The following is a 25698-nucleotide window of genomic DNA, read 5'->3' on the forward strand; positions in this document are numbered from 1 at the left end:
CGTTAAAATTGATTCAAGGACAAGAGTTTTTTCCTTTTCCGCACGCTTTATTCTGCCTGTCAAAATCATCGCCAGCGCGAACTCTTCACACACCAGAAGATAGAAGCGGATTTTGTTTCAACATCTTGGCGAGTGCCGAAACCGCGTGGCGGACCGCCGGCTCGTGTCGCTCGTCCTGATGCATGACCAGCCACCTCTCGGTTTGCAGGCTGTCGATGGGCGCGGTTATGCGCACCAGGTCCTGACAGGCATCGCCGACAAAAAGCGGCAGCAGCATGCGAACCTGCCCCTGGCGTACCAGGGAAAGGGACAGGGAAGTCTTGTTCAAGGTGATCACCGCCTCGTCGCCGTGGTTTTCCTTCAGCCAGAGGCCGGTCAGCGAATGGGCGTCGTCTTCGACCAGGCCGATCCAGCCGAGTTCCGTGCCGGCCGGAACATCTCTTGCCTGGTAGGCGGCATACTGGACCGTCCCGACCTTCTGGCCGGCCAGCCAGGCCTGTTTGGGCCGGCTGTTGCGCACACCGATGTCGATCTGGCGCCTGGCGACGTCCCGGTGGCGCAGATCGGCAAGAAACTCCGGCTCCCAGTCGGAATCCGGGGTCCAGAAGCCGCTGATGTTGTCGATCAGGAGCCGCGTTGTCCATTCCCCGGCTGAAATGCGGATCCGGCGGCGCACCGGGCGGCCCTCCCGCCAGTCCGCGATGGCCTTTGCGGCCTGGTCCATGCCCTCCAGATGCCGGACCAGGTCCCGTCCGGCCGCCGTCAGGCGGTAGCCGCGGGCCTCGCGTTCCACCAGACGCACGTTGAGGCTTCTTTCCAGGGAGGAGACGCGCCGCCCGAGCGTTGCCGCGCTGACCCCCGTCTTGTCGGCCGCGCCGGCCAGCCCCTCTGCCTCGGCGACGGCAAGGAACAGCCGCAAATCCTCCCAATCCAGGTTTCGTTTCATTTTTGAAATCTCGATTTCAGTTAGAATACATGCCGATAGATCTCATCCGTGAGATTATCCGCATACACCCTCCAGAAACAACCAGATTTGAAGAGGAGCTCCGTATGCTCGTTCCTTATCCGTTGCCCTTGCGAAGAAAGCTTTTGAAAGACGGGCGGCCCGCCTGGGACGATCCCGTCAGGATGCTTTATCCGAATCACGAGGAATTCTGGCCCGAGCCTGTTCCCGAGCACGTCTTGCTGCAGCAAAAGAGCCGCGAGCTTGCCCGCCGGCTGCGCAGGCGCCGGCTCAGGAAGCTTTTGAGGCTGGTCTTCAATCTGCGCGGCCGTGAAAAGCCGGGCGAAAAGGACTGCCAAGAGGTGTGCCAACAAGAGGTATGCCAGGCCGAAGACGCTCAGCTTGCGACCCGGCATGATCGCGCCGCCTGATTGCCGGCTTTCATTACACAACCGCACATTCCGAAGACAAGATCCGGCCACGCATCAAAAAAGAGCGGGGCCGGATCTTGCCCGTGCGATGGCGCTTGCGCGATCCGGCCCGACGCGCCACTCTCCTGGTCCCACCTTCGCAATCCTTTTTGAGCCAAGAGTTTTCACATGACCCGCGACGAATTCGACGCCTTCTGCAAGCAGTTGCCTGCCACGACACATGTGATTCAGTGGGGCAATGCATCCGTGTGGAAGGTGGGCGGCAAGATCTTCGCGATCTGTTCGGGGTGGGGTGAAGGCGACGGCCCCAAGATCAGCTTCAAATGCTCTGACATTTCCTATTCGCTGCTGACCCAGCAGGAGGGTCTGATCCCGGCGCCTTATCTCGCACGCGCCAAATGGGTGCAGGTTGAAGACCAGGACGCGCTTTCAGGCGACGACCTGAAGGCCTATATCGAAGCCGCCCACAGGATCATTGCCGGCAAGCTTCCGAAAAAGGTCCGGACGGAGCTTGGCCTTGCCGTCTGACTTTTCCGGAAAATGGCGCGCGCTGTGCCTGCTGGTCCTCGCCGAAATCGCCGGGATGAGCCTCTGGTTCATGTCCGCGGCGATCCTGCCGGATCTTACGCGCGAGTTCGAGATTTCGCCGTTCAGCCAGGCCGCTCTTTCCAGCGCCGTCCAGATCGGCTTCGTCGCCGGGGCCGTTCTCTCCGCGATCCTGGGGCTGGCGGACCGGATCGATCCGCGGCGGCTGTTTGCCGCTTGCGCGATCGTCGCCGCGCTTTTCAATGCCGGCCTGCTGGTCGTCGAGCCGGGAGGCGCCCTGTCGATCATCGCGCGCTTTGCCACCGGCGCCCTTCTGGCCGGCGTCTATCCGGTCGGCATGAAAATCGTCGTCGGCTGGGGGCAGAAAGACCGCGGCTTCCTTGTCGGGACGCTTGTCGGCGCGTTGACATTCGGTTCCGCCGCGCCCCATCTCCTCGCCCTGCTGGGCGGTTCGGACTGGCGCTGGAGCCTGAGCGTTGCTTCGCTCGCGGCCGCCGCGGGCGGCGTCCTGTGCCTTTTCACCACTCTCGGACCGTTTCACGCCAAGGCCCCGCGGATGCGGATCGGCGCGATCCTGACCGCCTGGACCAACCCGAAGATCCGCTATGCCTATGCCGGCTATCTCGGTCATATGTGGGAACTCTACGCCATGTGGGCCTGGATCGGCATCGCGCTGGCCGCCTCGTTTTCCGCGCAGATGCCGTCCGATGCCGCCATATCGCTGTCCCGGCTCATAGCGTTTCTGGCCATAGCGGCAGGGGGTGCCGCGTGCATCGCGGCCGGCGTTCTGGCCGACAGGGTGGGCAAGGCGAACATCGCCATTGCGGCCATGGCAGTCAGCGCCAGCGCGGCTGTCGCCTCGGCGCTGACCTTCGGCGGCCCCGTCTGGCTGACCATCTTGTGCGTGCTGATCTGGGGCGCCGCGATCCTGCCGGATTCCGCACAGTTTTCCGCGCTTGTCGCCGATTTCGCACCGCCCGACCAGGCGGGCAGCCTGATGAGCCTTCAGACCGCGCTCGGCTTCGCCCTTACCTTCTTCACGGTGCAACTGACGCCTCTCGCGGCCGATTTCGTCGGCTGGCCGGGCGTCTTCACGATCATGGCGATCGGCCCGGCCCTCGGAATCGCCGGCATGTTGCGGTTGAAGCGATATCAGCTCGGTCCGCAATAGGCCGCGGCCGCAAACCATTTCGGGTGCGATGGCCCAACCGGGGCCAGCCAAACCTGTTGTCAGACACTTCAGCGCACAACTACCCCATCGGCATGCGCAGTTGGAACTCCGAATAGCCGTAGTCCTGACCGTTGATGCGCAGGCTGACCGCCTGCGTGCCGCCGTAGTAGACGCGTGTCGTGATCGGGCGGATGGTATGCTCGCGGGAAAGCGAGATCGTTTCGCCGGGGGCAAGCCGCAGCTTTTTCCATTTGAAAACCTTCGGCGCCATGGAGCCGTTGGCCTTCCTGAAATGAATGAGGTAGTCGAGCACGAGGTCCTGCGGCGCCACGCAGGTCGAGGTGAGATCCACCTTGAAGGCGACGGCATCCCCATAGCGGATCTCCGTCACATCGACCGCCGGCCCCAGAACGGCGATCTTCGGAGGATTGAGACCGAGAGCCTTCAGCGTGCCTTCATGGCCATGCTTGACGAGAGACCGGCAGGCATGGCGGACGAGCTTTTCGCGATTGGCGTCGGCACCCTTCAGCCAGCGGGCGGCGATCTCCGCCACAAGGTCCGGATGGTCCTTGGCAATATCATTGAGGTGATTGGCGACGGACCGCCGCACATAGTCTTCCGGATCGTCCTTCAGCGCTTCCAGAAGCGGCAGCGTGGGCGCCGGGTCCTCGATCAACCGCTTCAGCCGCATGCCCCAGGGCAGGCGCGGCCGCGTACCCTCCGAAACCAGGCGGCGGACATGGACGCTTGGGTCGTTTACCCATGGCGCCATGATCGCAAGGGCACGCTCTTGATCCCGGGCCAGGAACGGGCGGACATCGAATTCCGCCGTCGCCCGCTTGGTCATTTCCTTCAGGAGCGCGAAGGAGCTTTCGAAGTCGTCCAGACCGCAATCGGCAACGATCATGCCGAGCGGCATCATGCCCCAGCCGCGAATGCCCTTGCCGTCGCTCCCACGGTCGAAGCCGACCTCCGTCATCGGATGGAGAATGGCTTCCAGGACGGCAAAGCGCTCGCCAAGGTCCCCCGGCAGATGCCTTGCCGTCACATCCGCAATCAGCCTCGCGCGCTCCTTGAGTTCCAGATGGTCCAGCTGCGCCAGGATCTCAGTCTTGTAGGAGGCCTTGTCGAAGGGCTCGACATGCCTGGAAAGATGATCCGCAAGACAGATCACCAGGTCCGGCGACAAATTGTTCTTGAAAGGCTCCATCGGCAAATCTCTATCCGCAAATTGTTCTGCGGCTGATGTGCCAGAGGGACCGGGAACATCCTAGCCCCAGCGGTCGTCGCTCCTGACACAGCGTGTCAGGAGATGTCATCTAGGGTATGGCCCCATAAAATTGAACGCACTGGCGTCAAAACGGCAATGAGCAGGGAGGAAGAGACCGCAGGTCGATGCTTGTGCATCGGCCAAGGGCTTTGACGCTGCTGCTCGAAGCCGTTTTGGCGTCCGTCGGATCACTCTGGAGCGGACCGTCTCCTCCGTTGCAAAGACTTGAAAACCGGCCGGGTTTCCTGCGCCTTCGCGCCTTGGATACGGTCCGCTCCAGAGAGACCAGTGCATTCAATTTTATGGGGCCATACCCTAGGCGGCAGGGGGAGCAGCTTGCCTTGTTGGAGGCAGAGCATCCGGATGGGGCCGGCTCGTCTGGCGCCGGCCCTGCCCGGATATCAGTCGACCCGTTTTCCCGTGTCGGGGTCGAAGAAATGGACATAGTCCGGGGCGGCTCTCAGGTGGAGTCTTTCGCCGACATGGTGGACGGCGTGGCTGGAGACCCGCACGACGATTTCCGGTCCGCCCTCATCAAAACTCGCATAGATGTAGGTTTCCGCCCCGACCGGCTCCAGAACGTCGACGGTGACCTCCAGGGCGACGCCGTCGCCCGATGCCGGGCCATCGACCACTTCCAGGTGCTCCGGGCGAACGCCGAGGACGTAGCTGTCCTTGCCCTTGGCGTTGGCGCCGGAAAGACCGTTGCCGCTCGCCAGGGCCAGGCCTCTGCCGTTCGACTTGACGTCCAGGAGGTTCATGGCCGGAGAGCCGATGAAGCTTGCCACGAAGGTGGAGGATGGGTTGTCATAGACGTCGATCGGCGCGCCGATCTGCTCGATGTTTCCGCCGTTCAGAACAACGAGCCGGTCGGCCAGGGTCATGGCCTCCAGCTGGTCGTGGGTGACGTAGACGCTGGTGGTGCCCAAGGCGCGCTGCAGGCGCTTGATTTCAACGCGCATCTGGACGCGCAGCTTGGCGTCGAGATTTGACAGCGGTTCGTCGAACAGGAAGGCGGCCGGCTCGCGCACAATGGCGCGGCCCATGGCGACGCGCTGGCGCTGGCCGCCGGAAAGCGCGCGGGGCCTGCGGTCGAGGTAATCGCCGATTTCCAGGATGCGCGCGGCTTCCTTCACGCGGCGGTCGATCTCCTGCTTGTCCATGCCCCGGTTTTTGAGCCCGTATGCCAGGTTGTTGTAGACCGTCATATGCGGATAGAGCGCATAGTTCTGGAACACCATGGCGATGTCCCGGTCCGCGGGGTCGATCCTGTTGACCACACGGTCGCGGATCCTGATCTCGCCGGTGGTGATGTCTTCAAGGCCAGCAATCATCCGCAGCAATGTCGACTTGCCGCAGCCGGACGGCCCCACAAGCACGATGAGCTCACCGTCCGCAATATCGATGGAAACGCCTTTGACCGCTTCCACATTTCCCGCATAGACCTTCCGGACCGTGTCGAGACTAATCGTTGCCATTTAAAGTCCTCACTTGTCGCTCTCGACGAGCCCTTTGACAAACCAGCTTTGGAAGATCACCACGACGAGCACCGGCGGAATGATCGCCAGGATTGTCAGCGCCATTGCCTGGTTGAAAGCCGGAATCTGCGCACCGACCCAGACCTGCAGGATCTGCTTGATGCCGCGCACCAGGGTGAACAGGGATTCGTCGGTGGTGATCAGGGTCGGCCAGAGATACTGGTTCCAACCGTAGACGAACATGATGATGAAGATCGCCGCGATCATCGTCTTCGACAGCGGCAGCAGGATATCCTTGAAGAATTTCCAGGGGCCGGCCCCGTCGATCCGCGCCGCCTCCAGAAGTTCGTCCGGCACGGACATGAAGAACTGCCGGAAGAAGAACGTGCCGGTGGCCGAGGCGATCAGCGGGACGATGAGCCCGGAATAGGTGTTCACCATGCCGAGCGACTGGACGATTTCGTAGGACGGCAGGATCTGCACCTCGAGCGGCAGCAAAAGCGTGGAGAAAATCAGCCAGAAACACAAGGAGGCCATCGGAAAGCGGAAATAGACGATCGCATAGGCCGCCAGCATGGAAATGACGATCTTGCCGATCGCAAAGCCCAGGCCAAGGATCATCGAGTTCTTCAGCATCACCAGGCCATTGACCTTCTTGGTGAAACCGCCTGCCTGGAACAGGACGGTTTCGTAGTTCTCCAGGAACTTGTCGCCCGGCACGAACTGGATGCCGTTCTTGTAGATGGTGATCGCGTCATGCGTGCTGGTCAGGAAGGCAAGCACGACGGGCGTTACCATGAAGAAGACCCCGAGAAGCAGGATCACATGGTCGGTTATATGGACTTTCTTCATCGCCGTCCCCTTACGTGTAGTGCACGCGCCGCTCGATCAGGCGGAACTGGATAATTGTCAGGACGAACACCATCGCCATCAGAATAACGGACTGGGCGGAGGAACCGCCGAGGTCGTTACCGCGGAAGCCGTCCAGATAGACCTTGTAGACGAGTGTCACCGGGTTGTTCCCCGGCTCGTTCTTCACGATCACGTCGATGATGCCGAACGTGTCGAAGAAGGCGTAGGTGATGTTGATGATCAGCAGGAAGAAGCCGGTCGGCGCCAGCAGCGGGAAGGTGACCGTCCAGAACCGGCGGAAGCCCGAGCGGCAGTCGATGCTGGCGGCTTCCTGAACCGACTTGGAAATGCCCTGAAGCCCAGAGAGGAAGAAGATGAAATTGACCGGTATCTGCTTCCAGACGGCGGTCACGATCATGGCGAAACTGGTGTCGAATGCGTCCACGCCGATCTGCATTGGCCAGCCGAACATGGCGAAGAAGTCGACCATCGGACCGACATGCTGATCGAAGAGCAGAACACCGATCAGGCCGGCAACGGGCGGCGCCACGGCGTAGACCCACATGAGCAGGGTCTTGTAGGTCGACGCGCCCCTGAGCACCTTGTCGGCCTTCACCGCCAGCAGCAGCGCGATGCCGAGCGACAGAAAGGTGACGAAGAAGGTGAAGAGGGCGGTGAACCGCGCCACCCGGCCATAGTCGGTGGATGTCAGCGTATCGATGAAATTGTCGAAGCCGACGAAAGTCGAGCTGAAGCCGAAGGGGTCTTCCAGATAGAAAGACGACCGGACCGCTTCCGCCGCAGGCCACAGGAAGAAAATCGTCACGATGGAAAGCTGCGGTAGAAGCAGCAGATACGGCATCCACCGGGACTGAAACTGCACTTTTTTCATTACGCCACCGGACCGGGAGAGCAGGCCGCCTTGGTCACCGTCCAACCCGCTCGCGTCTTAAGGAATGGGGGCGCAGTGCGCCCCCATGAGGATAAGCCAGCTCAGTTGCCGGTGGTTTTCGCGAAACGCTCCAGAAGCTGGTTGCCATCTGCCTCGATGGTCGCGAAAGCATCGTCAACCGAGGTCTCGCCGGAAAAGATCTTCCCGAATTCGCGGTTCATGATGTCGCGGATCTGGACGTAGAAACCCATCCGGTAGCCCTTGGTCCACTCGCCGCCCGGCAGGGTAAGCTGCTTGATGCCGATTTCGGCGGCCGGCGTACGGTCGTAGTGACCGTCCTTCTTGGCCAGTTCATAGGCGGCATTGGTGATCGGCACGTAACCGGTCTCCTTGTGCCACATGTACTGGACTTCCGGAGAGGTCAGATATTCAAAGAAGGAACCGACGCACTTGTTTTCCTCATCCGGCTGGCCGGACATTGCGAACAGTGCGGCGCCGCCGATGAACGTGGCCGTGCCGGCGCCGTCAATGGATTCCCAGTAAGGCAGGTAAGTTGCCGAGAACGGGAATTCGACAGTGTCGGCGATGCCGCCGAAGGAGCCGGAAGACCCGAGCCACATGGCAATCTTGCCTTCGTTGAACGGGGTCTGGTTGTCGCCCCAGCCGGTGCCGTAGTAGCCGAACAGTCCCTCATCCAGCCAGCCCTTGACGGCCTTGAAATGGTCCTTGATCGGGTCGCCGAATACCAGCTGAGTGCCTTCCGCGCCGTCGTAACCGTTGTTGTTGGTGGCGAACTGCAGGTTATGACGGGACTTGAAGTTCTCGGTGAAGATCCACGGCAGGTGAGACTGAGCAAGCGGCACGTAGCCGGCTTCCTTCAGTTTCGGTGCGATTTCCTCGAACTCTTCCCAGGTCTTGGGAGCTTCGACACCGGCCTTCTGCAGGGCTTCCTCGTTGGTGTAGAGGATCGGGGTGGAGGAGTTGAACGGCATGCCGATCATCTTGCCGTCGGAATCGGCGTAGAAGTAGCGCACCCCGTCGATATAGTCTTCGATATTGAACTCAACGCCGGCACCTTCCAGGATATCCTGCGCCGGGATCACGGCGCCCGTGGCACCGATGATGGTCGCTGCGCCCGCGTCGAATACCTGAAGGATGTTGGGCTGTTCACCGGCGCGGAAAGCCGCGATGCCGGCGGTCAGGGCCTCTTCGTAAGTGCCCTTGAACACAGGCGTAATCTGGCAAGCGTCCTGATGTTCGTTATAGCCGTTCGAAATTTCGATGACGACTTCGCCCAGCTTGCCTCCCATGGCATGCCACCAGGTGATTTCGGTCGCCGCATAGGATGCGGAGGATGTGCCCAAAAGGGCAGTTGCAGCCACAAGGCTGGCAACAGTCTTACGATAAGCCATAGTCGTGCTCCCATCTAGCAGGGCTTTTGCGCCCCGGTCAGCAGTTGGTCATTTTCACGATGCCGAAATGGCTTTGCCAGCACCGGAAGGATAACGCCTGCGTTTCGTATTGTTTTCATATGAACGTTGTATGACGTTCATATGAACATTAAAAGACGCCCCACCCGCTCTGCAAGAGGAAAGGCACGAAAATATGCAATTACCCCCTCCCCGCAGACGACGCCGGGTGTTTTTGCAGCATAGCATGTTGAATTATCCGGACAAATCATTTGCACGGGCTTGCCGGAAAAATGAGAAGGTCCGCCGGTTTTCCGCCCGGCCGGGAGATGAGCCGGCGTATCACGGATTAGCCGGCTCATATGAAACTCAAAACTGGCCAGTCACCGAACAGCGGGGGGTATGGCCCGAGGGCCGGACCTTGCGCAGATTCACAGCATTCTGCGTCCGGAAGAATGATCTAGAGCATTTCTCGACAATATTGGATCATTTCATGAGACAATGCGGCTCGCTCGGCTAGGCGCGTCGCGCAGCGCGATGCGGTGCATCGGGCAAGCGGCGGAACGACGCCGATGGACCGGATTGCCTCACCCTGGAAAGGCACGAGGCATTGAAAAACAAAGGTGAAATGGGCCGGGCAATTTTGCCCTCTGGCGTCGTTGGTTCGCCGTTGTGGTGGGGCACACCACGGCGGGCAAATCGCCTAGCCAGAGGGCAAAATCGCCGCGGTCAAATGATCGTCGAGAAATGCTCTAGGCGCTGGCTCGTGTGATCACTTGCCGTAGATCCTGCGTTTCGTGCTTCCGGAGGAATGCAGGATCTTGTTGAACAGATAGTGTTTGGTTCGTTTTTCCAGAAAACGGAGCGCGTATTCCAGCTTGCCCTTCAGGCTCCTTTTCGCACGGGGCCCCGGGGTCAGGTGTTTTGCAATCCGCCCTTCGCCGCAAAGCTGTTCGATCCAATGCCGTTCCGCATCCCAGTCATGGGTGGACTGGGCGCCCTGATGGGTGAAGCCGAACAAATGGATCTCCGCGCATGGAAACCTGTCCAGAAACTCGGCGATGATGGAAGCGCCCGACGTCGGTTTGCTGGTAGCGAATGCATCGAACTTCTTGAGGTGCTCGCGCGCTTTGGTGACAGGACCGAAGCCCAGATAGTACGGCTTGCATTCCCTTTCGAACAGCCAGTCCACCTGACCGTTTTCCCGGATGTCGTTCACCCAGACCTCGGACGCACGGTGCAGGGCCACGGGATTGATCCTCTTGCTCATATAGACCCGTGCCCGGTTGAGCATCAGAACATCGATCCTCTGGCCGGCGGCTCCGCAGGAAGATGCTCCGTTGAAACGCAGCACGAGATCAGCCTTGTCGATATGCGCCGCATCGGCCTGCGAGACAGGCCCGTTGCCAACGATGGAAATCGTCCTGATCCGCCGGTTTTCCAGAATGCTGCTTGTCATCAATTGCCCCCGATTGCCCCGCCGGGCCGTATAGCAATCCGGACTTGCTCCCGCAATCGCTCTTTGCCGGAGGTTGCAGGAACACGCGGCCTCTTCTGCCCGTTCCTTTTCTCCTTGCGGACACGAGCAGGCAAAAGCCGGTTCCTCTCTCAGGAACCATCGGTTAGGGTCGGAGCGTAGCTGGTGTTCCGTCTCACTCTTGCGCCTCATGTCCGTGAAGTTTTCATCCGTCTATCCGCTCAGGCAAAACCGCGCCCATGAAGTCTGCGGCGAAGGGGCGCTGGTGTTTGCCGCGATTGCTGCCGGGCAGGCGGAGGGGATGGTCGTGTGGGTGTCGGAGCGCTGGCGGCCGGTGATCAACCCGGAAGGGCTGACCCCCTATTGCGATCCGGGCAAGCTGCTGGTGACCCGGGCGGACAGCCAGCTGGACGTGCTGGCCAGCATGGAGACGGCCCTGCGCTCCAGGGCCGCAGGCATGGTGGTGGGCGAACTGACCGGTTCCATCGGCCTGACGGAGGGCCGGCGCCTGCAGCTGGCGGCGGAAGCCGGGCACACGAGGGCCCTGATCATCATTCCGGAAGGAACGGGAAGCAATGCGGCGGAAACCCGCTGGCGCTGCACGGGCGTTGCGTCCGGCCCGGACGGCGATGGCCCCCCTCGTCAAAACCGCCCTCCTCAAAATGACCACGACTCGACTCGCTGGCGGTGGTCTCTTATAAAGAACAAAATAGGAACATTGTCGGAATGGGTGGTGCATTGGGATGCAGCGGCGCATCGTGTCATTGTGGTTTCCGAGGCTGGCGGCTGAGCGGTCCCTGCGCGCCAATCCCGTGGACGCGCCCTTTGCGCTGACCCTGTTCGACCGGAATTCGGAGCGGATCCACGACCTGTGCCCGCACGCGGAAAGCTTCGGCCTGCAGCGCGGCATGTCGCTGGTTCATGCCCGCAGCTTCTGCCCCGGGCTGCTGACCCGGCCGGCGAACCCGGAAGCCGACCAGCAGTTCCTGCGCCTGCTGGCCAGATGGGCGACGCGCTATTGCCCCTGGGTGGGACTGGACGGGCGGGACGGCCTTTATCTCGACATTACCGGCTCGGCCCATCTTCTGGGCGGCGAGGAACCGCTTCTGGAGGATATGCGCGCGCGGCTTGCCCGGGCGGGACTTTCCGCCCGTCTCGGCCTTGCAGGCACGCCGGGCACGGCCTGGGCACTCTCCCATTTTGCCGAAGGCATCGCCGGCCCGGGCGAGAACCTGGCCCGGATCACCCCCCTGCCGCTTGCCGCCCTGCGCCTGCCCGACCAGACCTGCACCAGCCTGGAGCGGCTCGGCATCGTTACCGTTTGCGATCTTTACAACCTGCCCCGGGCGACCGTCGCCCGGCGCTACGAGCCGGACGTGCTGCGCCGGCTCGACCAGGCGCTCGGCAGCCTTCCGGAACAGATCTCGCCGCTCAAGGACACGCCGAGCTTTGCCGTGCGCCTGACCCTGCCGGATCCGATCGGGCTTCTGGACGATGTGATGGCGGGCGCCCGGCGCCTGATCGAGCATCTGTGCGCCGAGCTGGACGCCGCGCAAAAAGGCGCGTGCATGCTGCGGCTGACCTTCCGCCGGGTGGACCAGGAAAGCCAGGCGGTGGAGCTGAAGCTTGCCCGACCGATGCGCGATGCGGAGCGCATCCTGGCCCTGTTCGAGCGCGGCGCCGCTTCGGTTGATGCCGGCTACGGCATCGACATGATGCGCCTGGAAGCCACCCGGACCGAAGACCTCGGCATGCGCCAGCTCAGCCCGGCAAGCGGGTGGGAACGGAACGGCTGGGAAAAAGGCGGGGTGGAAAAGGACGGTATCGACGACCTGATCACCCAGCTCGGCAACCGGGTGGGGCTGGAGAACATCCTGCGCTTCCAGCCGGTCGACAGCCATATTCCCGAGCGCAGCTTCCGCCTGGTGCCGGCCGCCTACAGCAATCCGGTTTCCTCCTGGCCCCACCAGCGCCCGCGCCCCATCCGGCTGTTCCCGCCCGAGCCGATCGACATTTCCGGCAGCGCCGGCTTCGAGCCCCCTTCCCGGTTCCGCTGGCGGGGCCGCTCGCTGACCACCGTGGAGGCCGAGGGGCCGGAGCGGATCACCCCGGCCTGGTGGGAGAACGACGACAACTGGGGCACGGGCCTCAGGGACTACTGGCGCGTCGGCACGGGCCAGGGCCAGCGCCTGTGGCTGTTCCACACGCCGCAGAACCCGCGCTGGTTCGTGCAAGGAGAGTTCGGATGATGGGTTTTCCTGGAGAACCGGCCTCTCTCCCCCGCGGTTTTCGAAGATCAGAGAATCTTCCGGCAAACACCCCTCTCCCCCTTGCGGGGGAGATGGCAGCGCAAGCTGACAGAGGGGGTGAAGCGGCACCGCGACTGCGGAGACGCCGCCTTTGCCGAGGGGCCGATACCCCCCTCTGTCTCCTGACGGAGACATCTCCCCCGCAAGGGGGAGAGGGAGTGCCGAGCGGCCAGGTTTCGGCTCACCGATCCCGGGTCCTGCTTCACTCGTCCGGGGGAACACGGGCAGCGCACAGGCACCATCCGGCTTGTCATCCCGGTTTGACGCGGCAGCGGCAAGGCCGAGATCCAGTATTTCGTGGAACTGGAGATTGGAAGATCCCTTCAGTTTCAACTGGTCACAGGACAAATCACTCTGGGAAAAGCCTTCCGGCAGGCTCCCTCTCCCCCTTGCGGGGGAGATGTCGGCGAGAGCCGACAGAGGGGGTGAAGCGGCGCCGCGACTGCGGAAGCGCCGTCTTTGCCGAGGGGCCGGTACCCCCCTCTGTCTCCTGACGGAGACATCTCCCCCGCAAGGGGGGAGAGGGCGTGCCGGGCGGACAGGTATCGGCTCACCGGTCCCGGGTCCCGCAGCGTTCGGGAGAACGGCTTTCAGGCATGGTGAGCGAACCAAAGACCTCATCCTGAGGAAGCGCATAGCGCTGTCTCGAAGGATGGGCCGCTCGCTCTTGAGTATGCCGCCTATCCTTCGAGACGGACCTGAAGGTCCTCCTCAGGATGAGGTAAGAGGAAGAAAAGGATCAAAGAACAAAGCACACCTACCTGCGTCCCCCCTGCCAAGCGCAAGCGGGGGTCCGCAATGACGCCCGCGCTTTGCCCGGACGAGGAGCCGCCCCGCTATGCGGAGCTGTGCGTGACCTCGAATTTCTCGTTCCTGCGCGGCGCCTCGCATCCGGAGGAGCTGATGACGCGGGCGGCCTCGCTGGGGCTGGAGGCGGTGGCGATTACCGACCGCAATTCGCTGGCCGGCGTGGTGCGGGCCTATTCGGCGCTGAAGGAGATGAAGCGGATGGCGGCCGAGGAGGGAATTGCCGTGCGCTCGCAGTCGCAGACCGACCCCTCCTCCCGGGAGACAACCTGCGGCCCGCCGCTGGCCCGGCCGCAGGGGCTGAAGCTGCCGCGGCTGATCGTCGGCGCGCGGCTGTGCCTGACGGACAGTCCCGCCCACTGGGTGGCCCTGCCGACCGACCGCGCCGCCTATGAACGGCTGAGCCGGCTTCTGACCAAAGGCAAACGAAGGGCGGAAAAGGGCGCGTGCCGGCTGGAATTCGCCGACCTCCTGGAGGCGTGCAAGGGCCTGGTCCTGATTGCCCTGCCGCAGGTCCTGAGCGCGCGGGACGGGATTTGTGAGGCGGCTAAGGATCATATCCGGCGCCTGCGCCAGGAAGCGCCGGGCCATGTGTTCCTGGGCGCCGCGCCGCGCTATGACGGCTCCGACCAGGCCTGGTTCCGCACCTGCGCGCAGGCCGCCCACAGTCTGGCCGCGCCCATGGTGGCGGTGGGCGATGTTCTGATGCACCGCGCGGACCGGCGGCGGCTGGCGGACGTGCTGACCTGCATCCGCGAAGGCTGCACCATCGATGCGATCGGCACCCGCGCGCTTCCCAATGGCGAGCGGCGGCTGAAATCGGCGAACGACATGGCAAGGCTCTACCGCCACCATCCGGCGGCCCTCAGGCGCAGCCTGGACATCGCCACCCGCTGCAGCTTCGATCTCTCCGAACTCTCTTACGAATATCCGGACGAGATCTCGGACGGCATCGGCCCGCAGGAGCGGCTGGAGCGGCTGACCCGGGAGGGGCTCGACAGCCGCTATCCGCACGGGGTGCCGGAGAAGGTGCAGAAAATGGCGGAGAAGGAACTGGCCCTGATCGCCAAGCTCAACTTCGCCGCCTATTTCCTCACCGTTCACGACATCATCACGTTTGCCCGGGGCGAAGGCATCCTGTGCCAGGGGCGCGGCTCGGCCGCCAATTCAATCATCTGCTATGCGCTCAGGATCACTGATGTCGGGCCGGATGTCATCACCATGGTGTCCGAGCGCTTCATCTCCGAGCACCGGGGCGAACCGCCCGATATCGATGTCGATTTCGAGCATGAACGCCGGGAAGAGGTGATCCAGCATATCTATGAGAAATACGGCCGCGAGCGGGCCGGGCTGTGCGCCACCGTCATCCATTTCCGCACCCGCGCCGCCATCCGCGAAGTGGGCAAGGTGATGGGGCTGAATGCGGATGTCACCGCCGCGCTGTCCGGGCAGATCTGGGGCAGCTCCGGCAAGGGGCCGGAGGATGCCCGGGTGAAGGAGCTGGGGTTGGATCTTTCCAGCCCGCGGGTGGCCCAGACCGTCGCCCTGATCCGCGAGATCATCGGCTTTCCGAGGCATCTCAGCCAGCATGTCGGCGGTTTCGTGATCACCCAGGGGCGGCTCGACGCGCTCTGCCCGATCGAGAATGCGGCGATGGAAAACCGCACGGTGATCGAATGGGACAAGGACGATATCGACGCGCTCGGCATCCTGAAGGTGGATCTTCTCAGCCTCGGCATGCTGACCTGCATCCGCAAGTGCTTCCAGCTGATCGACAGCCACCACGGCAGGGCGCTGACCCTGCCGAGCGTGCCCCAGGAGGACAAGCCCACCTATGACATGCTGTGCAAGGCGGATGCGGTCGGCGTCTTCCAGGTGGAAAGCCGCGCGCAGATGAACTTTCTGCCGCGCATGCGCCCAAGAAAATTCTACGACCTGGTCATCGAGGTGGCGATCGTGCGCCCCGGGCCGATCCAGGGCGGCATGGTGCACCCTTACATCAACCGCCGGCAGGGCAAGGAACCGGTCACCTATCCTTCACGGGAACTGGAAGAGGTGCTGGGCAAGACCCTCGGCGTGCCGCTGTTCCAGGAACAGGCGATGCAGATCGCCGTGGTCGCCGCCGGCTTCACCCCCTCGGAGGCCGACAAGCTGCGCCGCTCCATGGCGACCTTCCGGCGCATGGGCACGATCAGCCAGCTCAAGGACAAGTTCCTCGCCGGCATGCTGGAGCGCGGCTATGAGCGGGAGTTTGCCGAAAGCTGTTTCGGCCAGATCGAGGGCTTCGGCGAATACGGCTTTCCGGAAAGCCACGCGGCGGCCTTTGCCATGCTTGCCTATGTCTCGGCCTATCTCAAATGCCACTTCCCGGCCGAGTTCGCCTGCGCGCTTCTGAACTCCCAGCCGATGGGCTTTTACGCCCCGGCGCAGATCGTCCGCGACGTGCGCGAGCACCGGGTGGAGGTGCGCCCCATCTGCGTCAATGCCAGCTCCTGGGACAACACGCTGGAGCGGCGCAGCGACGGGGCGCTGGCCCTCAGGCTCGGCTTCCGCCAGGTCAAGGGCATGCGCCAGGAGGATGCGGACTGGATCAGCGCGGCGCGCGGCAACGGCTATCCGGACCCGGAAAGCCTGTGGCTGAGAACCGGCGTGCCGCCGGCGACGCTGGTGCGGCTGGCCGAAGCCGATGCCTTTGCCGGCATGGGCCTCAGCCGGCGCGCCGCGCTGTGGCAGGTGAAGACCATCCGCAGCCCCAAGCCGCTGCCGCTCTTCAACGATCCGATCGACGGCGAGGCGGTCTTCGAGCCTGAGGTTCACCTGCCGGCAATGCATCTGGGCCAGGAGGTGGTGGAGGATTATATCTCGACGCGCCTGACCCTGCGCGCCCATCCGATGGAACTGCTGCGCCCGCATATTCCCGGCCTCACCCCGCATGACCAGCTCCCCCGCCTGCCGGACCGGCAGACCCGGCGCGTCACCGTCTGCGGCCTGGTCATCACCCGCCAGCGCCCGGGCACGGCCTCCGGCGTCATCTTCCTGACGCTGGAGGACGAGACCGGCGTCAGCAACGTGGTCGTGTGGCGGAAAATGTACGAAAAACACCGCGGCGCCGTCATCGGCGGGCGGCTTTTAAAGGTCACCGGCCGGCTGGAGCGGGAGGGCATCGTCGTGCACCTGATCGCCGAAGATATCGAGGACTGCTCCCACACCCTCACCCTCCTCGGTCATCCGGACGACAGCGCCCTCGGCCAGATGGCGCCCAAGGCGGACGACATGCCGCAACACCTCAGGCCGAAATCACCGGGCCCGCGCGTCCATCATCCCCGCGAGCAGGCGAAGAAGCTGTTTCCGAGCCGGGATTTCCATTGAGGCCCAGGCAGGGAGCCCCGACAGGGTTAATCCGGGAACGGCCAGGGATCGGCGGACGGGTCCGCCTGGCTGCCGAAACCGTCCGGCGGCGCGATGCTGCCGTCGGAGCGGGCGGCCACCAGCCATTTGAACCCGTCGGCATCGAACTTCACGTCCACATCCGCATCGAGCGCCGCCGCCACCATGTCGACGATGACGACATGTCCGAAGCCCTTCCGGCTCGGCGGCGAGACGCCGGACAGCCCGCTTTCCACCCAACTGAGCGTGAACCCGGGAGCCGAAGATGCCGGATGGCGCTGCCAGGTGAGATCCACCCGGCCCGTCTCGACGGCCAGGGCGCCGTATTTCAGGCTGTTCGTCGACAGTTCGTGCAGCGCCATGCCCAGGGTTTGCGCCGCCGACGCCGGTATCCAGAGCCTGGGTCCCTCCAGGATGATGCGCACGCCGATCAGGTCCCTGATATAGGCCAGCTGCGCCCGCACGAGGTCGTCGAACGCAACCCCCTTCCAGTCGTTGCGAACCAGGATATCGTTGTTGGCCGCCAGGCCGCGCAGCCGGTCGTCGAAAGCGCGCGAGAACTCCTCGGGCGTGACATGGCGGGCCGTCTGGCGCGCCACCGCCTGGACGATCGACAGAATGTTCTTGGTGCGGTGGTTGAGCTCGCCCATCAGGATGCGCATGCGCTCCTCGGCGAACAGCTTTTCGGTGATGTCGATATTGACCCCGGACATGCCCAGGAACCTTTGCCGGCGATCGAAGCGGGGCCTCGCCTGCGTGAGCAGCGTCCGGTACACACCGTCGGCGCGCCGGTAGCGCGCCTCGACGGTGAAGGGAACCTGTTCCGCCATCGCCTTTGCGAAGGGGCCGCGAAGCTTTTCCAGATCGTCCGGATGGACGGTCGAGCCCCAGTCGAATGTCGACAGGTCCTCCGGATCGACGCCCCAGAAATCCCGCAGCGCCTGGTTGAGGAAGACGCATTTGCCGTTCTCGTCCCCCATCCACAGCATGGCGGGGGACTCCTCGGCAACCGCGCGGCAAAGTTCCTCGCGCGTTTCGAGATCGTTGATTATCGCCCGGGCGTCCGGACAATCTTCCAGTGTTTCCATCTGCCGTCCCGTTGTGTCCTCAAGTCATTCCCGGCCATCGCTGCCCCCGGACGAAGACCCGGACCCTTGTCTTTCAATACCCCCATCCGAAGCGCCCGTCACCCCAATCCGAAGCCCATCCCGTTTCCGGGCCTGCCCTGAAATGACCTCCGAATTCGAGCAGGTAACCGGCACGCTGATGTTTTCGTTGCGGTTTTCGAACCTGAAAAACGCGCCGATACCTGCCGTCCACCTGACGTGTAATTCAAATTTACCACACCAAAAGAAAGATGCACCTGTCCCGACCTTGCGCTACATCAACGCCCGGAACCGGCCGCCTGAATAATCTCGCGACACTCATTCGCGAACCAGGAGAGACAGAATGGCCATAACCGACTGGAATTCATTCGTAGGGCAGACAGACGAGCGCATGGCCGCCCTGCGCAAGGACGCGCCGGATGTCGCCAAGGCCTTCGGCGCCCTGGCGGGCGCGGCCATCAAGCCGGGCGCGCTGGATTCCAGGACCAAGGAACTGATCGCCCTGGCCATCGGCATCACCGCGCGCTGCGATGGCTGCCTGGCTTACCATGCCCGCGCCGCTGCCAAATACGGCGCCACCCGCGAGGAAGTCCTCGAGGTGATCGGCGTCGCCATCTACATGGGCGGCGGCCCGTCGATGATCTACGGGGCAGAGGCGCTGGCGGCGTTTGACGGGCTGTCGCAAGGCGATTGAGAAGGGGCTTCCGGCGATGGCGACGCCGGCAGCCACGGGAATGCAGGTCAGGCAATGAGTTCGGATCCATTGCGTGTTATGGTGCCGGCGTTACGCTTCCTGCAGGATGGCACCCAGGAATTCTCTCATCAACGGTCTCACCCAGGATGCGTTGCGAAAACGGGAGGAAGACCATGACTGTAAGACCTGACCCGACATTCCATGCCTCACCGAAACTGGCCATGCAGGCGCCGGTCGAGACCTTCGCCTACGTGTTGCTGCTCAGTCCCGATTTCTCGCAGCCCGACGGTGTCGGCGTCGTCGACGTCAATCCCACGTCGGCGGACTACGGCAAGATCGTGCACAAGGTGATGATGCCGAACAAGGGCGATGAATTTCATCATTTCGGATGGAATGCCTGTTCGTCGGCGCTCTCGCCCCTCACGGGCCACGCCTTTCTCGAGCGGCGCTATCTCATCGTTCCGGGAATACGCTCGTCGCGCATCTACATAATCGACACCAAGCCGCACCCGAGCGAGGCCAAGATCCACAAGATCATCGAGCCGGAAGAAGTCTTCGCCAAGACCGGCTATTCCCGGCCGCACACCATCCATTGCGGCCCGGAGGGGATCTACGTCTCCACGCTCGGCGGCGGCGGCAAGGACGGCACGGAGGGCGCGCCCGGCATCTTCATCATGGATTGCGAGACGTTCGAGGTCATCGGACGCTATGAAATCGACCGCGGCTCCCAGGACAAGCAATACGATTTCTGGTGGAACCTGCCGCGCGACTACATGGTGTCCAGCGAATGGGCGCTGCCGCCGCAATTCGAGAACGGCCTCGTGCCGGAAGACCTGTTGTCGAACAAATACGGGCACCGCCTGCATTTCTGGAACCTGCGCGAGCGCCGCAACGTCCAGACGATCGATCTGGGCGAAAACCACCAGATGGCCCTCGAGGTCCGGCCGGCCCATGACCCGGTGAAGGAATACGGCTTCGTCGGCGTCGTGGTGGACACCACAAACCTGGAAGGCTCGATCTGGACCTGGTGGCGCGAGGACGGCAAGTTCCACTGCAAGAAGACGGCGACGATCCCGCCGGAGGCCGCCGCCAAGGACGACCTGCCGCCCCTGCTGCAGGGCTTCGAGGCGGTTCCGCCGCTGATCACCGATATCGACCTGTCGCTCGACGACCGGTTCCTCTACGTCTCCTGCTGGGGCACCGGCGAAATGCGCCAGTATGACGTGAGCGACCCGATGAACCCGGTGCTGGCCGGCTCGATCCATATCGGCGGCATCACGCGCAGGACCGGCCATCCGGGCGGCGGCACCTACAGGGGCGGCCCGCAGATGGTGGAGATCAGCCGCGACGGCAAGCGCGTCTACTGGACCAACTCGCTCTATTCGACCTGGGACGACCAGTTCTATCCGGACGGCGTGCCGGCGGCCATGGTGAAGGCCGATGTCGGCGAGGACGGGTCCTTCGCGCTGGACAAGGATTTCTTCGTGGAATTTCCGGACGGCTACCGCTCGCACCAGATCCGGCTGGAGGGCGGTGACTGCTCGACGGATTCCTTCTGCTATCCGTCCGTCTGACCTTGGAACCCGGCTGGACGACGGCGGGCCTTTGGACCGCCGTCCTTGCAAGCGGCATCTATCATGGCATCAACCCGGGCATGGGATGGCCGCTGGCCGTTTCCGCCGGGTTGATGGGCAGGGGGCGCCGGGATCTCGCCCTCGCCCTCGGCCCGCTCGCCATCGGCCATTTCCTGGCCATGGCGGGCGTGCTGATGCCCTTTGCCGTGCTGACCCTGCTGGTCGACTGGGAACGCCCGATCCGCCTCGGCGCCGGAGTGCTGGTGACCGTCGCCGGCCTCGTCCTCCTCGTCCGGCGGCGGCACCCGCGTTTCATCGCCCGGATCCCGCCCACACGGCTGGTCTTCTGGTCCTTCGCCGTCGCCGTCGCCCATGGCGCCGGGCTGATGCTGGTGCCCATCTATCTGGGCCTGTGCAGCACGCAGGACACCGGCCACCAGGCCGCGTCGATCCTGATGGCAACCGGCTTCACCACCGCCCTCACCGTCTCCGCCGCCCACACCCTGGCCATGATCGCCAGCGGCGGCCTCGCCGCCCTCGCCGTGCACGAATGGCTCGGCCTGCGGTTCATTTCCAGGAGCTGGTTTAATCTGGATGTGGTGTGGGCGGGGAGTTTGGTGCTGGTCGGGGTGGTGAGTGTGGGGTCGGTGGTGGTTGGGTAGGGGGTGGCGGAACATGCCTCATCGAGGTGAAGAAGGTGTATTCCTCACGGGGATTTTCATTGAGAAATTGCAGATGTAAGAAAGAGGTGCTTGGCGTTGTGCGCCCGTGTCGAGACGCACTTCAAGAGGGGGAAAGCGTGTTCGGGCTATTTTCACGAAAAAAGAATATCGTCGATGACGATCAGGAGGACTGGATCCTTCAACAGTCCGCATGGCTGGATGAGCATATCGGTTTTCCGAACAAGCCAGTCCCGCTGATCACCCCGACCGAGCATTTTTTCTCACGTCCGCCGCCAACGGGGCATGAACGCGCGCTCCACGTATTCAACGAAGTAAAGCAGCTCATGGGGCTTCAGGAATGGCCGTGTGACGTAAAAGCTCAGGAAGACGACATCAATCCGCGCGTCAGTGACCTGGCAATCGTACAGAACCCGCCGCTGAGCCCGTCGGACGTCCACCGGGGAACGGCGATGATACCGGTTCAACACCGCCCTCACTGACCCACTCCGTGACCACGATCGCCAGCGGCGGCCGCCGCCCTTGCCGTGCACGAATGGCCAGCCTGCGGTTCATTTCCAAGAGTTGGTTTAATATGGAAACGGTTTGGATGACAAAGATGAGACGCTGAGGGGGTATCTGGTGTGAGTACCGACTGGTACACGCAGGATCAAAATGTATCTCCAAAACAACGGAGAAATGAGCAAGAAGCATCAGAAGCACTCCGACAGCTTTGAAGCACTCCATATCAGCTATAGAAATGTAGAAATCACTTGCAACACTAGGCTTTTGTGACAGTATATCATGACGAGAGAATCATTTATTTAGATCTGACGGAATTACAATAAGCAGCTTATTTCTTGGGTGAACCATGATTAAGTTTTCTCTGACCACCTTCATAAAAATCTGTCTTCTCGACACGGGAGGGAGAATCGCTGAACTTCAGAAGAGACTTTCAGGAAGTGGCGGCTACGACTACTAAAAACCCCTCCAGAATGCTGTTCGCCTTCACTGCAACGGCAAGAGCGATTTAGCGCTTGAGGTTCTGAAGAGACCAACCAACGAAGCCGAACGAAAATACAACCGGCAAGCTTATGACGGATTTCGCGCTAAATTTGGGACAATAGCTTCCTTGGCAGTGGTAGATAGTCCGAAGGCCATTCAATTCAAAGAAGCAGGAATTTCTGTAGTAACAGACCCTCTATTCGAATACTTGAAAGCAGGGAATCAAAGCACTTTCTCTTTATGGCCTACTCAAAAACCCCAGTTAACACAAAAATATGGGGCTGTAGCATGTCACTTGATGAGAACAGCATATGCGAATTCCGCACTTGGTAATCGCAAATTTTACTTCTTTGATTTGGTTAACAATAAGACCTACTCTGAAAAACAAATAAACAACAATACTAATTTAATCCTGTTATCTGATGTAAATAGCATTGGGGATTTGATAAAGAAGATCTAAACCCACTATCATTTTAGAACTATTAAGAATAATCTCTACAACGCCTGAAATTTCATTGCAAAGTAAACGGTAATTGGCTGTTGCGAAATTTCACCACGTTCGATCTACGCAGGCGTTACGCATATGCTCATCGATCAACTGAAACCTACCTCTACGGATTATTAGATTCATGTCCCTGTCAGCTATTTTTGCATCCCGCTACCAGCGACGCACTTTCTTGCTACTGTCGATCCTAATTATTGCCTTTGCGTTAGCTACGCTCTGGGCGATTTACTACTTTTTACCTGACATCCGCGCATGGAATCTAATCATCAGCCTACTTATCTCAGTAGTTGCGAGCGCCGTATTTGCACTTGTGTCCGCACTATTTATTTCTTACTTCTTTGAAGATCCGACTGCGGCTGAATCGAAGGCGGTACTACTACCTCAAGATATTGGCCCGACGCTGCAAAATATGGCGAATAACGCTCACGATTACAAAATCTATGTGCGAACGGGTCGGCATTTCCGATCCGAAATACTTCCACTTATAGCAAAAGCAGCAAGAAGAGAGCGTCGACCTGTGAACATTGAAGTTATACTTTTAGATTTCCGAGACAACGCGATTTGCGAAAAATATGCTAACTATCGACGATCAGCTTCATTTGACTCCAAACTTTGGAGCAGAAAATATGTTCAGAAAGAAGTCTTATCCACAATTATTGCGCTTATCCAAACCGCAAACGAAAACACTACTTTCATCAACATCGAATTATATCTCAGTTCGCGCCTTTCTACGTTCCGAATTGAAGGCTCCTCACAAGAAATTCTCGTTACTCGCGAAGACCCTAAAGATATTGCTGCGCGCTATCTCTCGTCACACCGCAACCATGCAGCTTTTGTGACTGAATTCACGTGGATCCGAGATGCTGCTTTATCGACCAACATGGGACGCAGACATTCCTTACCCGCCACCCTGGAGGACTTGTTTAAGGATACCCCTACCCCTATCATTGCCGAACTAAAAGACGACGCAGTTAAAGCACTCGAGTCCCCGTCTCCCTATGCCCGCTAAATTTACTTTACCCCTTTCGATTGAATATGTTCACACAACCCCAGTGGTTTCTCTCCTTGGTCAAATCAAGAGTTGGCTTATTGACCAGAATCCAAAATGCTTACTTCACCCTCACGGATTCTACGTGGTCCGATTACATCAAACTGAAACAGAAGATTGGAGATTTCATCTGTGGCCGGCAGGACCCAAGACAATTACGGGCATGCCCGCCTTTATTCACACACACGACCGTCACGTTGAGAGCCGCATTCTAATGGGGGAACTGACCAACATTGACTACGATATAATAACGTCTGAGACGGCAGGAAGGCCGCTTTATAGCGTAAGATATGAAGGTGACCGCTACATTTCATCGACAGCAAACGTTCTATATAGAACCGCGACACGCGCTGTAGCGCACATCCGCTCGCAAAGGACGTTGCAAAAGGGAGAAATGTATCGGGTCAAACGTCACATGTATCATGAAGCCGTGGTTTCCGAAGAATTCACAACCGCAACACTGGTGTGTATGCATAGTCAGCTACCAGGACCAGTGAGCGTCGTCGGCTGCGATGGATATCCGCCAAACATTGAATTTAAGCGTTCTGAAATTCGGGCGCGTACATTCACTGATCTTCTCACGGGCTAGTAAGCTGTTAACGTCGCGCTCGACTTGGATGATCATGAAATGACCAAGCTGGACAGTCAATATACGGTTTACGAGCGTCAATTCTGGTCAACCTATCGGCCATCGGAGCCAACGCGGCACTCGCCGTACAATGAGCTTTTTGTTGCACTATTATTCTATGGTACCCGTCGGGATAGCGCCGTTCGGACCATTGCCAGGTTGCATATTCACAATTTCGGCAACTCTGCTCTGGGTATCTAGACATAATCGATGACCTCCCATCGCGCGCTACAATAGCTCTCGAATTGCAGCACTTCTGCCTTGATAACACAAGTGTATCTGGCATCTGGATTGTGAATGTTTGAATCTAGGACGCCGTAGCTGGAGGCCCGAGAATCGCCAGAAGTTCTCCCCTCACCCATACCGCACAAACGCAAACCGTTTCCCGTCCGGCGCCCAGGACGGCACGTTGAGGGTGCCCTGGCCGCCGAACAGTTTCGTGAGCACGCGCGGGGAGCCGCCTTCGGAGGGGAGAAGGCGGAGCTGGACGGTTTTTTCCGCCGGGTGGCCCTTGGTGCCGGCTTCATAGGCGAGATAGACGATGTGGCGGCCATCGGAGCATCCTGCGTTCACGCAGGATGTTCCGTCACTTTCAGATCGATCAACTTTTCCGCCTTCAGGCGGTTCCGCCTCAAGGCGGGTTGATCCGGGCGACGGGTGCGGGAACCAGTTGACGCGCTCGTCCGCCGTCATCTGCTGCAGGTCGCTGCCGTCGGGGCGTATGCGCCAGAGCTGGACGGAGCCGGCGCGCTCGCCGTTGAACCAGATCCACTTTCCGTCCGGCGTATAGTCCGGGCCGTCGCAATGGTCGAAGTCCTCGGTGAGCTGAATTTCCGCGCCGCCTTCGGCCGGGCAAGTGAACACCTGGAACGCGCCGGTTCTCCGGCCCACATAGGCCAGCGTTTGCCCGTCCGGCGACCAGCCGTGCCAGTAGGACGGGATGGCCTGCGTGATCCGCTCCGGCGTGCCGCCACCGAGCGGCAGCGTATAGATGCAGCTTTCCCGCGTCACCGACGCATCGCTGATGACCAGCATCGTCCCGTCCGGGGAAATGCCGTGGTCGTTGTTGCAGCTGTCGGCAAAGCCGGTGTCGATCTCCTCAAGGGCCGGTTCTGCCAGCGGCAGCCGGTAGAGGCGGCCGCCGCCATTGACGATCAGCGCCGCCCCGTCGGGCGTCCAGTTCGGCGCTTCCAGGTGGCGATCCGTTTCGAAAAGGACGGTCTCCTCGCCGGTCTCGATATCGAATGCCGCGACAATGCTCTTCATGAAAGACGTCTCCCGATTGCTGCCTGCGGGCCAGATGTTCCGGGTCAGGATGCACGAGCGTAGACCGGTTGCACAGTCTCATGGTGGAGTTGCGCGCGCTCGGTGCATCCCGCAGTGATGCGTTCGCGTCCACCGCCGGGGCGCACTGGCATGGCCGTCAACCATGTCCCTGAACACGGGAGTGTGGCGCACGCCGGTTTTCGGGCGCGGGCGCTCTGGAAATGAGTGGGTCCCCGATCAA

The 25698-nt window shown here is 61.2% G+C and carries 21 protein-coding genes; 12 read left to right on the forward strand and 9 right to left on the reverse strand.

Annotation, left to right across the window (positions count from 1 at the left end; all coding sequences use genetic code 11):
- Positions 1-85: 85 nt before the first annotated feature.
- Positions 86-946, reverse strand: coding sequence for a LysR family transcriptional regulator (locus ON753_RS18420; protein ID WP_265964229.1), 861 nt, complete (start codon positions 944-946; stop codon positions 86-88).
- A 2-nt stretch (positions 947-948) separates the two neighbouring features.
- Here ON753_RS18420 and ON753_RS18425 point away from each other — a divergent pair, with 2 nt between their 5' ends.
- The 3 genes from ON753_RS18425 (at position 949) to ON753_RS18435 (ending at position 3091) form a co-directional block, all read left to right on the forward strand.
- The gene (locus tag ON753_RS18425) at positions 949-1374 is read left to right on the forward strand and encodes a hypothetical protein (protein ID WP_265964231.1); all 426 of its coding nucleotides are present in this window, start codon (positions 949-951) and stop codon (positions 1372-1374) included.
- Positions 1375-1542: 168 nt separating this feature from the next.
- A complete protein-coding gene (locus ON753_RS18430; RefSeq protein WP_265964234.1) occupies positions 1543-1902 on the forward strand; it encodes an MmcQ/YjbR family DNA-binding protein in 360 nt (119 codons plus the stop codon).
- Positions 1892-3091, forward strand: coding sequence for an MFS transporter (locus tag ON753_RS18435; protein ID WP_265964236.1), 1200 nt, complete (start codon positions 1892-1894; stop codon positions 3089-3091). The genes ON753_RS18430 and ON753_RS18435 overlap by 11 nt, the downstream gene beginning before the upstream one ends.
- A 79-nt stretch (positions 3092-3170) precedes the next feature.
- Here ON753_RS18435 and ON753_RS18440 read toward each other — a convergent pair whose 3' ends face one another.
- The 6 genes from ON753_RS18440 to ON753_RS18465 form a co-directional block, all read right to left on the reverse strand.
- Positions 3171-4301 carry a DNA alkylation repair protein gene (locus ON753_RS18440; RefSeq protein WP_265964237.1) on the reverse strand — a complete coding sequence of 377 codons (1131 nt, stop codon included), beginning with the start codon at positions 4299-4301 and terminating at the stop codon, positions 3171-3173.
- A gap of 461 nt (positions 4302-4762) precedes the next feature.
- A complete protein-coding gene (locus ON753_RS18445) occupies positions 4763-5839 on the reverse strand; it encodes a sn-glycerol-3-phosphate import ATP-binding protein UgpC (protein ID WP_265964239.1) in 1077 nt (358 codons plus the stop codon).
- Positions 5840-5848: 9 nt separating this feature from the next.
- Positions 5849-6691 (reverse strand): sn-glycerol-3-phosphate ABC transporter permease UgpE, encoded by an 843-nt coding sequence (gene ugpE, locus ON753_RS18450; RefSeq protein WP_265964241.1) that lies wholly within the window; start codon positions 6689-6691, stop codon positions 5849-5851.
- Positions 6692-6701: 10 nt separating this feature from the next.
- Positions 6702-7583, reverse strand: a complete 882-nt coding sequence (locus tag ON753_RS18455) for an ABC transporter permease subunit (protein ID WP_265964243.1) — start codon at positions 7581-7583, stop codon at positions 6702-6704.
- 101 nt (positions 7584-7684) lie between these two features.
- Entirely contained in the window at positions 7685-8995 is a 1311-nt protein-coding gene (locus tag ON753_RS18460; protein WP_265964244.1) for an extracellular solute-binding protein, read from the reverse strand.
- Between the two features lie 769 nt (positions 8996-9764).
- Positions 9765-10451: a hypothetical protein gene (locus ON753_RS18465; RefSeq protein ID WP_265964245.1), complete on the reverse strand. Its 687-nt coding sequence runs from the start codon at positions 10449-10451 to the stop codon at positions 9765-9767.
- 214 nt (positions 10452-10665) lie between these two features.
- Here ON753_RS18465 and ON753_RS18470 point away from each other — a divergent pair, with 214 nt between their 5' ends.
- The 3 genes from ON753_RS18470 (at position 10666) to ON753_RS18480 (ending at position 16954) form a co-directional block, all read left to right on the forward strand.
- A complete protein-coding gene (locus ON753_RS18470) occupies positions 10666-11259 on the forward strand; it encodes an ImuA family protein (RefSeq protein ID WP_265964246.1) in 594 nt (197 codons plus the stop codon).
- Complete coding sequence (locus ON753_RS18475; RefSeq protein WP_265964247.1) at positions 11228-12718, forward strand: Y-family DNA polymerase; 1491 nt, start codon at positions 11228-11230, stop codon at positions 12716-12718. The genes ON753_RS18470 and ON753_RS18475 overlap by 32 nt, the downstream gene beginning before the upstream one ends.
- Positions 12719-13576: 858 nt before the next feature.
- Entirely contained in the window at positions 13577-16954 is a 3378-nt protein-coding gene (locus tag ON753_RS18480) for an error-prone DNA polymerase (protein ID WP_265964248.1), read from the forward strand.
- A gap of 26 nt (positions 16955-16980) precedes the next feature.
- On the opposite strand, the gene ON753_RS18485 is transcribed toward ON753_RS18480, so the two are convergent.
- Complete coding sequence (locus tag ON753_RS18485; RefSeq protein ID WP_265964250.1) at positions 16981-18060, reverse strand: sensor histidine kinase; 1080 nt, start codon at positions 18058-18060, stop codon at positions 16981-16983.
- Positions 18061-18421: 361 nt separating this feature from the next.
- Here ON753_RS18485 and ON753_RS18490 point away from each other — a divergent pair, with 361 nt between their 5' ends.
- The 6 genes from ON753_RS18490 (at position 18422) to ON753_RS18515 (ending at position 23524) form a co-directional block, all read left to right on the forward strand.
- Complete coding sequence (locus ON753_RS18490; protein WP_265964252.1) at positions 18422-18772, forward strand: carboxymuconolactone decarboxylase family protein; 351 nt, start codon at positions 18422-18424, stop codon at positions 18770-18772.
- A gap of 173 nt (positions 18773-18945) precedes the next feature.
- Positions 18946-20346, forward strand: coding sequence for a selenium-binding protein SBP56-related protein (locus ON753_RS18495; protein WP_265964253.1), 1401 nt, complete (start codon positions 18946-18948; stop codon positions 20344-20346).
- A gap of 2 nt (positions 20347-20348) precedes the next feature.
- On the forward strand, positions 20349-21008 hold the full coding sequence (locus ON753_RS18500) for a hypothetical protein (RefSeq protein WP_265964255.1): 660 nt from the start codon (positions 20349-20351) through the stop codon (positions 21006-21008).
- A gap of 137 nt (positions 21009-21145) precedes the next feature.
- The gene (locus tag ON753_RS18505) at positions 21146-21508 is read left to right on the forward strand and encodes a hypothetical protein (RefSeq protein ID WP_265964257.1); all 363 of its coding nucleotides are present in this window, start codon (positions 21146-21148) and stop codon (positions 21506-21508) included.
- Positions 21509-22137: 629 nt separating this feature from the next.
- Positions 22138-22470 (forward strand): hypothetical protein, encoded by a 333-nt coding sequence (locus ON753_RS18510; RefSeq protein ID WP_265964258.1) that lies wholly within the window; start codon positions 22138-22140, stop codon positions 22468-22470.
- 169 nt (positions 22471-22639) lie between these two features.
- Positions 22640-23524, forward strand: a complete 885-nt coding sequence (locus ON753_RS18515; protein WP_265964259.1) for a hypothetical protein — start codon at positions 22640-22642, stop codon at positions 23522-23524.
- 1021 nt (positions 23525-24545) lie between these two features.
- Here the strand turns inward: ON753_RS18515 and ON753_RS18520 are convergent.
- Positions 24546-25457, reverse strand: a complete 912-nt coding sequence (locus tag ON753_RS18520) for a TolB family protein (protein WP_265964261.1) — start codon at positions 25455-25457, stop codon at positions 24546-24548.
- Positions 25458-25698: the final 241 nt, after the last annotated feature.

Origin of the sequence: Roseibium salinum (genome assembly GCF_026240905.1) — a bacterium.
Lineage (GTDB): Bacteria > Pseudomonadota > Alphaproteobacteria > Rhizobiales > Stappiaceae > Roseibium > Roseibium salinum.

Excerpts from the sequence above, each read along its gene's own strand:
- ON753_RS18420 (WP_265964229.1), bottom strand. The coding sequence starts at position 946 with ATGAAACGAAACCTGGATTGGGAGGATTTGCGGCTGTTCCTTGCCGTC.
- ON753_RS18430 (WP_265964234.1), top strand. The coding sequence starts at position 1,543 with ATGACCCGCGACGAATTCGACGCCTTCTGCAAGCAGTTGCCTGCCACG.
- ON753_RS18440 (WP_265964237.1), bottom strand. The coding sequence starts at position 4,301 with ATGGAGCCTTTCAAGAACAATTTGTCGCCGGACCTGGTGATCTGTCTT.
- ON753_RS18445 (WP_265964239.1), bottom strand. The coding sequence starts at position 5,839 with ATGGCAACGATTAGTCTCGACACGGTCCGGAAGGTCTATGCGGGAAAT.
- ugpE (WP_265964241.1), bottom strand. The coding sequence starts at position 6,691 with ATGAAGAAAGTCCATATAACCGACCATGTGATCCTGCTTCTCGGGGTC.
- ON753_RS18455 (WP_265964243.1), bottom strand. The coding sequence starts at position 7,583 with ATGAAAAAAGTGCAGTTTCAGTCCCGGTGGATGCCGTATCTGCTGCTT.
- ON753_RS18460 (WP_265964244.1), bottom strand. The coding sequence starts at position 8,995 with ATGGCTTATCGTAAGACTGTTGCCAGCCTTGTGGCTGCAACTGCCCTT.
- ON753_RS18465 (WP_265964245.1), bottom strand. The coding sequence starts at position 10,451 with ATGACAAGCAGCATTCTGGAAAACCGGCGGATCAGGACGATTTCCATC.
- ON753_RS18480 (WP_265964248.1), top strand. The coding sequence starts at position 13,577 with ATGACGCCCGCGCTTTGCCCGGACGAGGAGCCGCCCCGCTATGCGGAG.
- ON753_RS18485 (WP_265964250.1), bottom strand. The coding sequence starts at position 18,060 with ATGGAAACACTGGAAGATTGTCCGGACGCCCGGGCGATAATCAACGAT.
- ON753_RS18490 (WP_265964252.1), top strand. The coding sequence starts at position 18,422 with ATGGCCATAACCGACTGGAATTCATTCGTAGGGCAGACAGACGAGCGC.
- ON753_RS18495 (WP_265964253.1), top strand. The coding sequence starts at position 18,946 with ATGACTGTAAGACCTGACCCGACATTCCATGCCTCACCGAAACTGGCC.
- ON753_RS18515 (WP_265964259.1), top strand. The coding sequence starts at position 22,640 with ATGTCCCTGTCAGCTATTTTTGCATCCCGCTACCAGCGACGCACTTTC.
- ON753_RS18520 (WP_265964261.1), bottom strand. The coding sequence starts at position 25,457 with ATGAAGAGCATTGTCGCGGCATTCGATATCGAGACCGGCGAGGAGACC.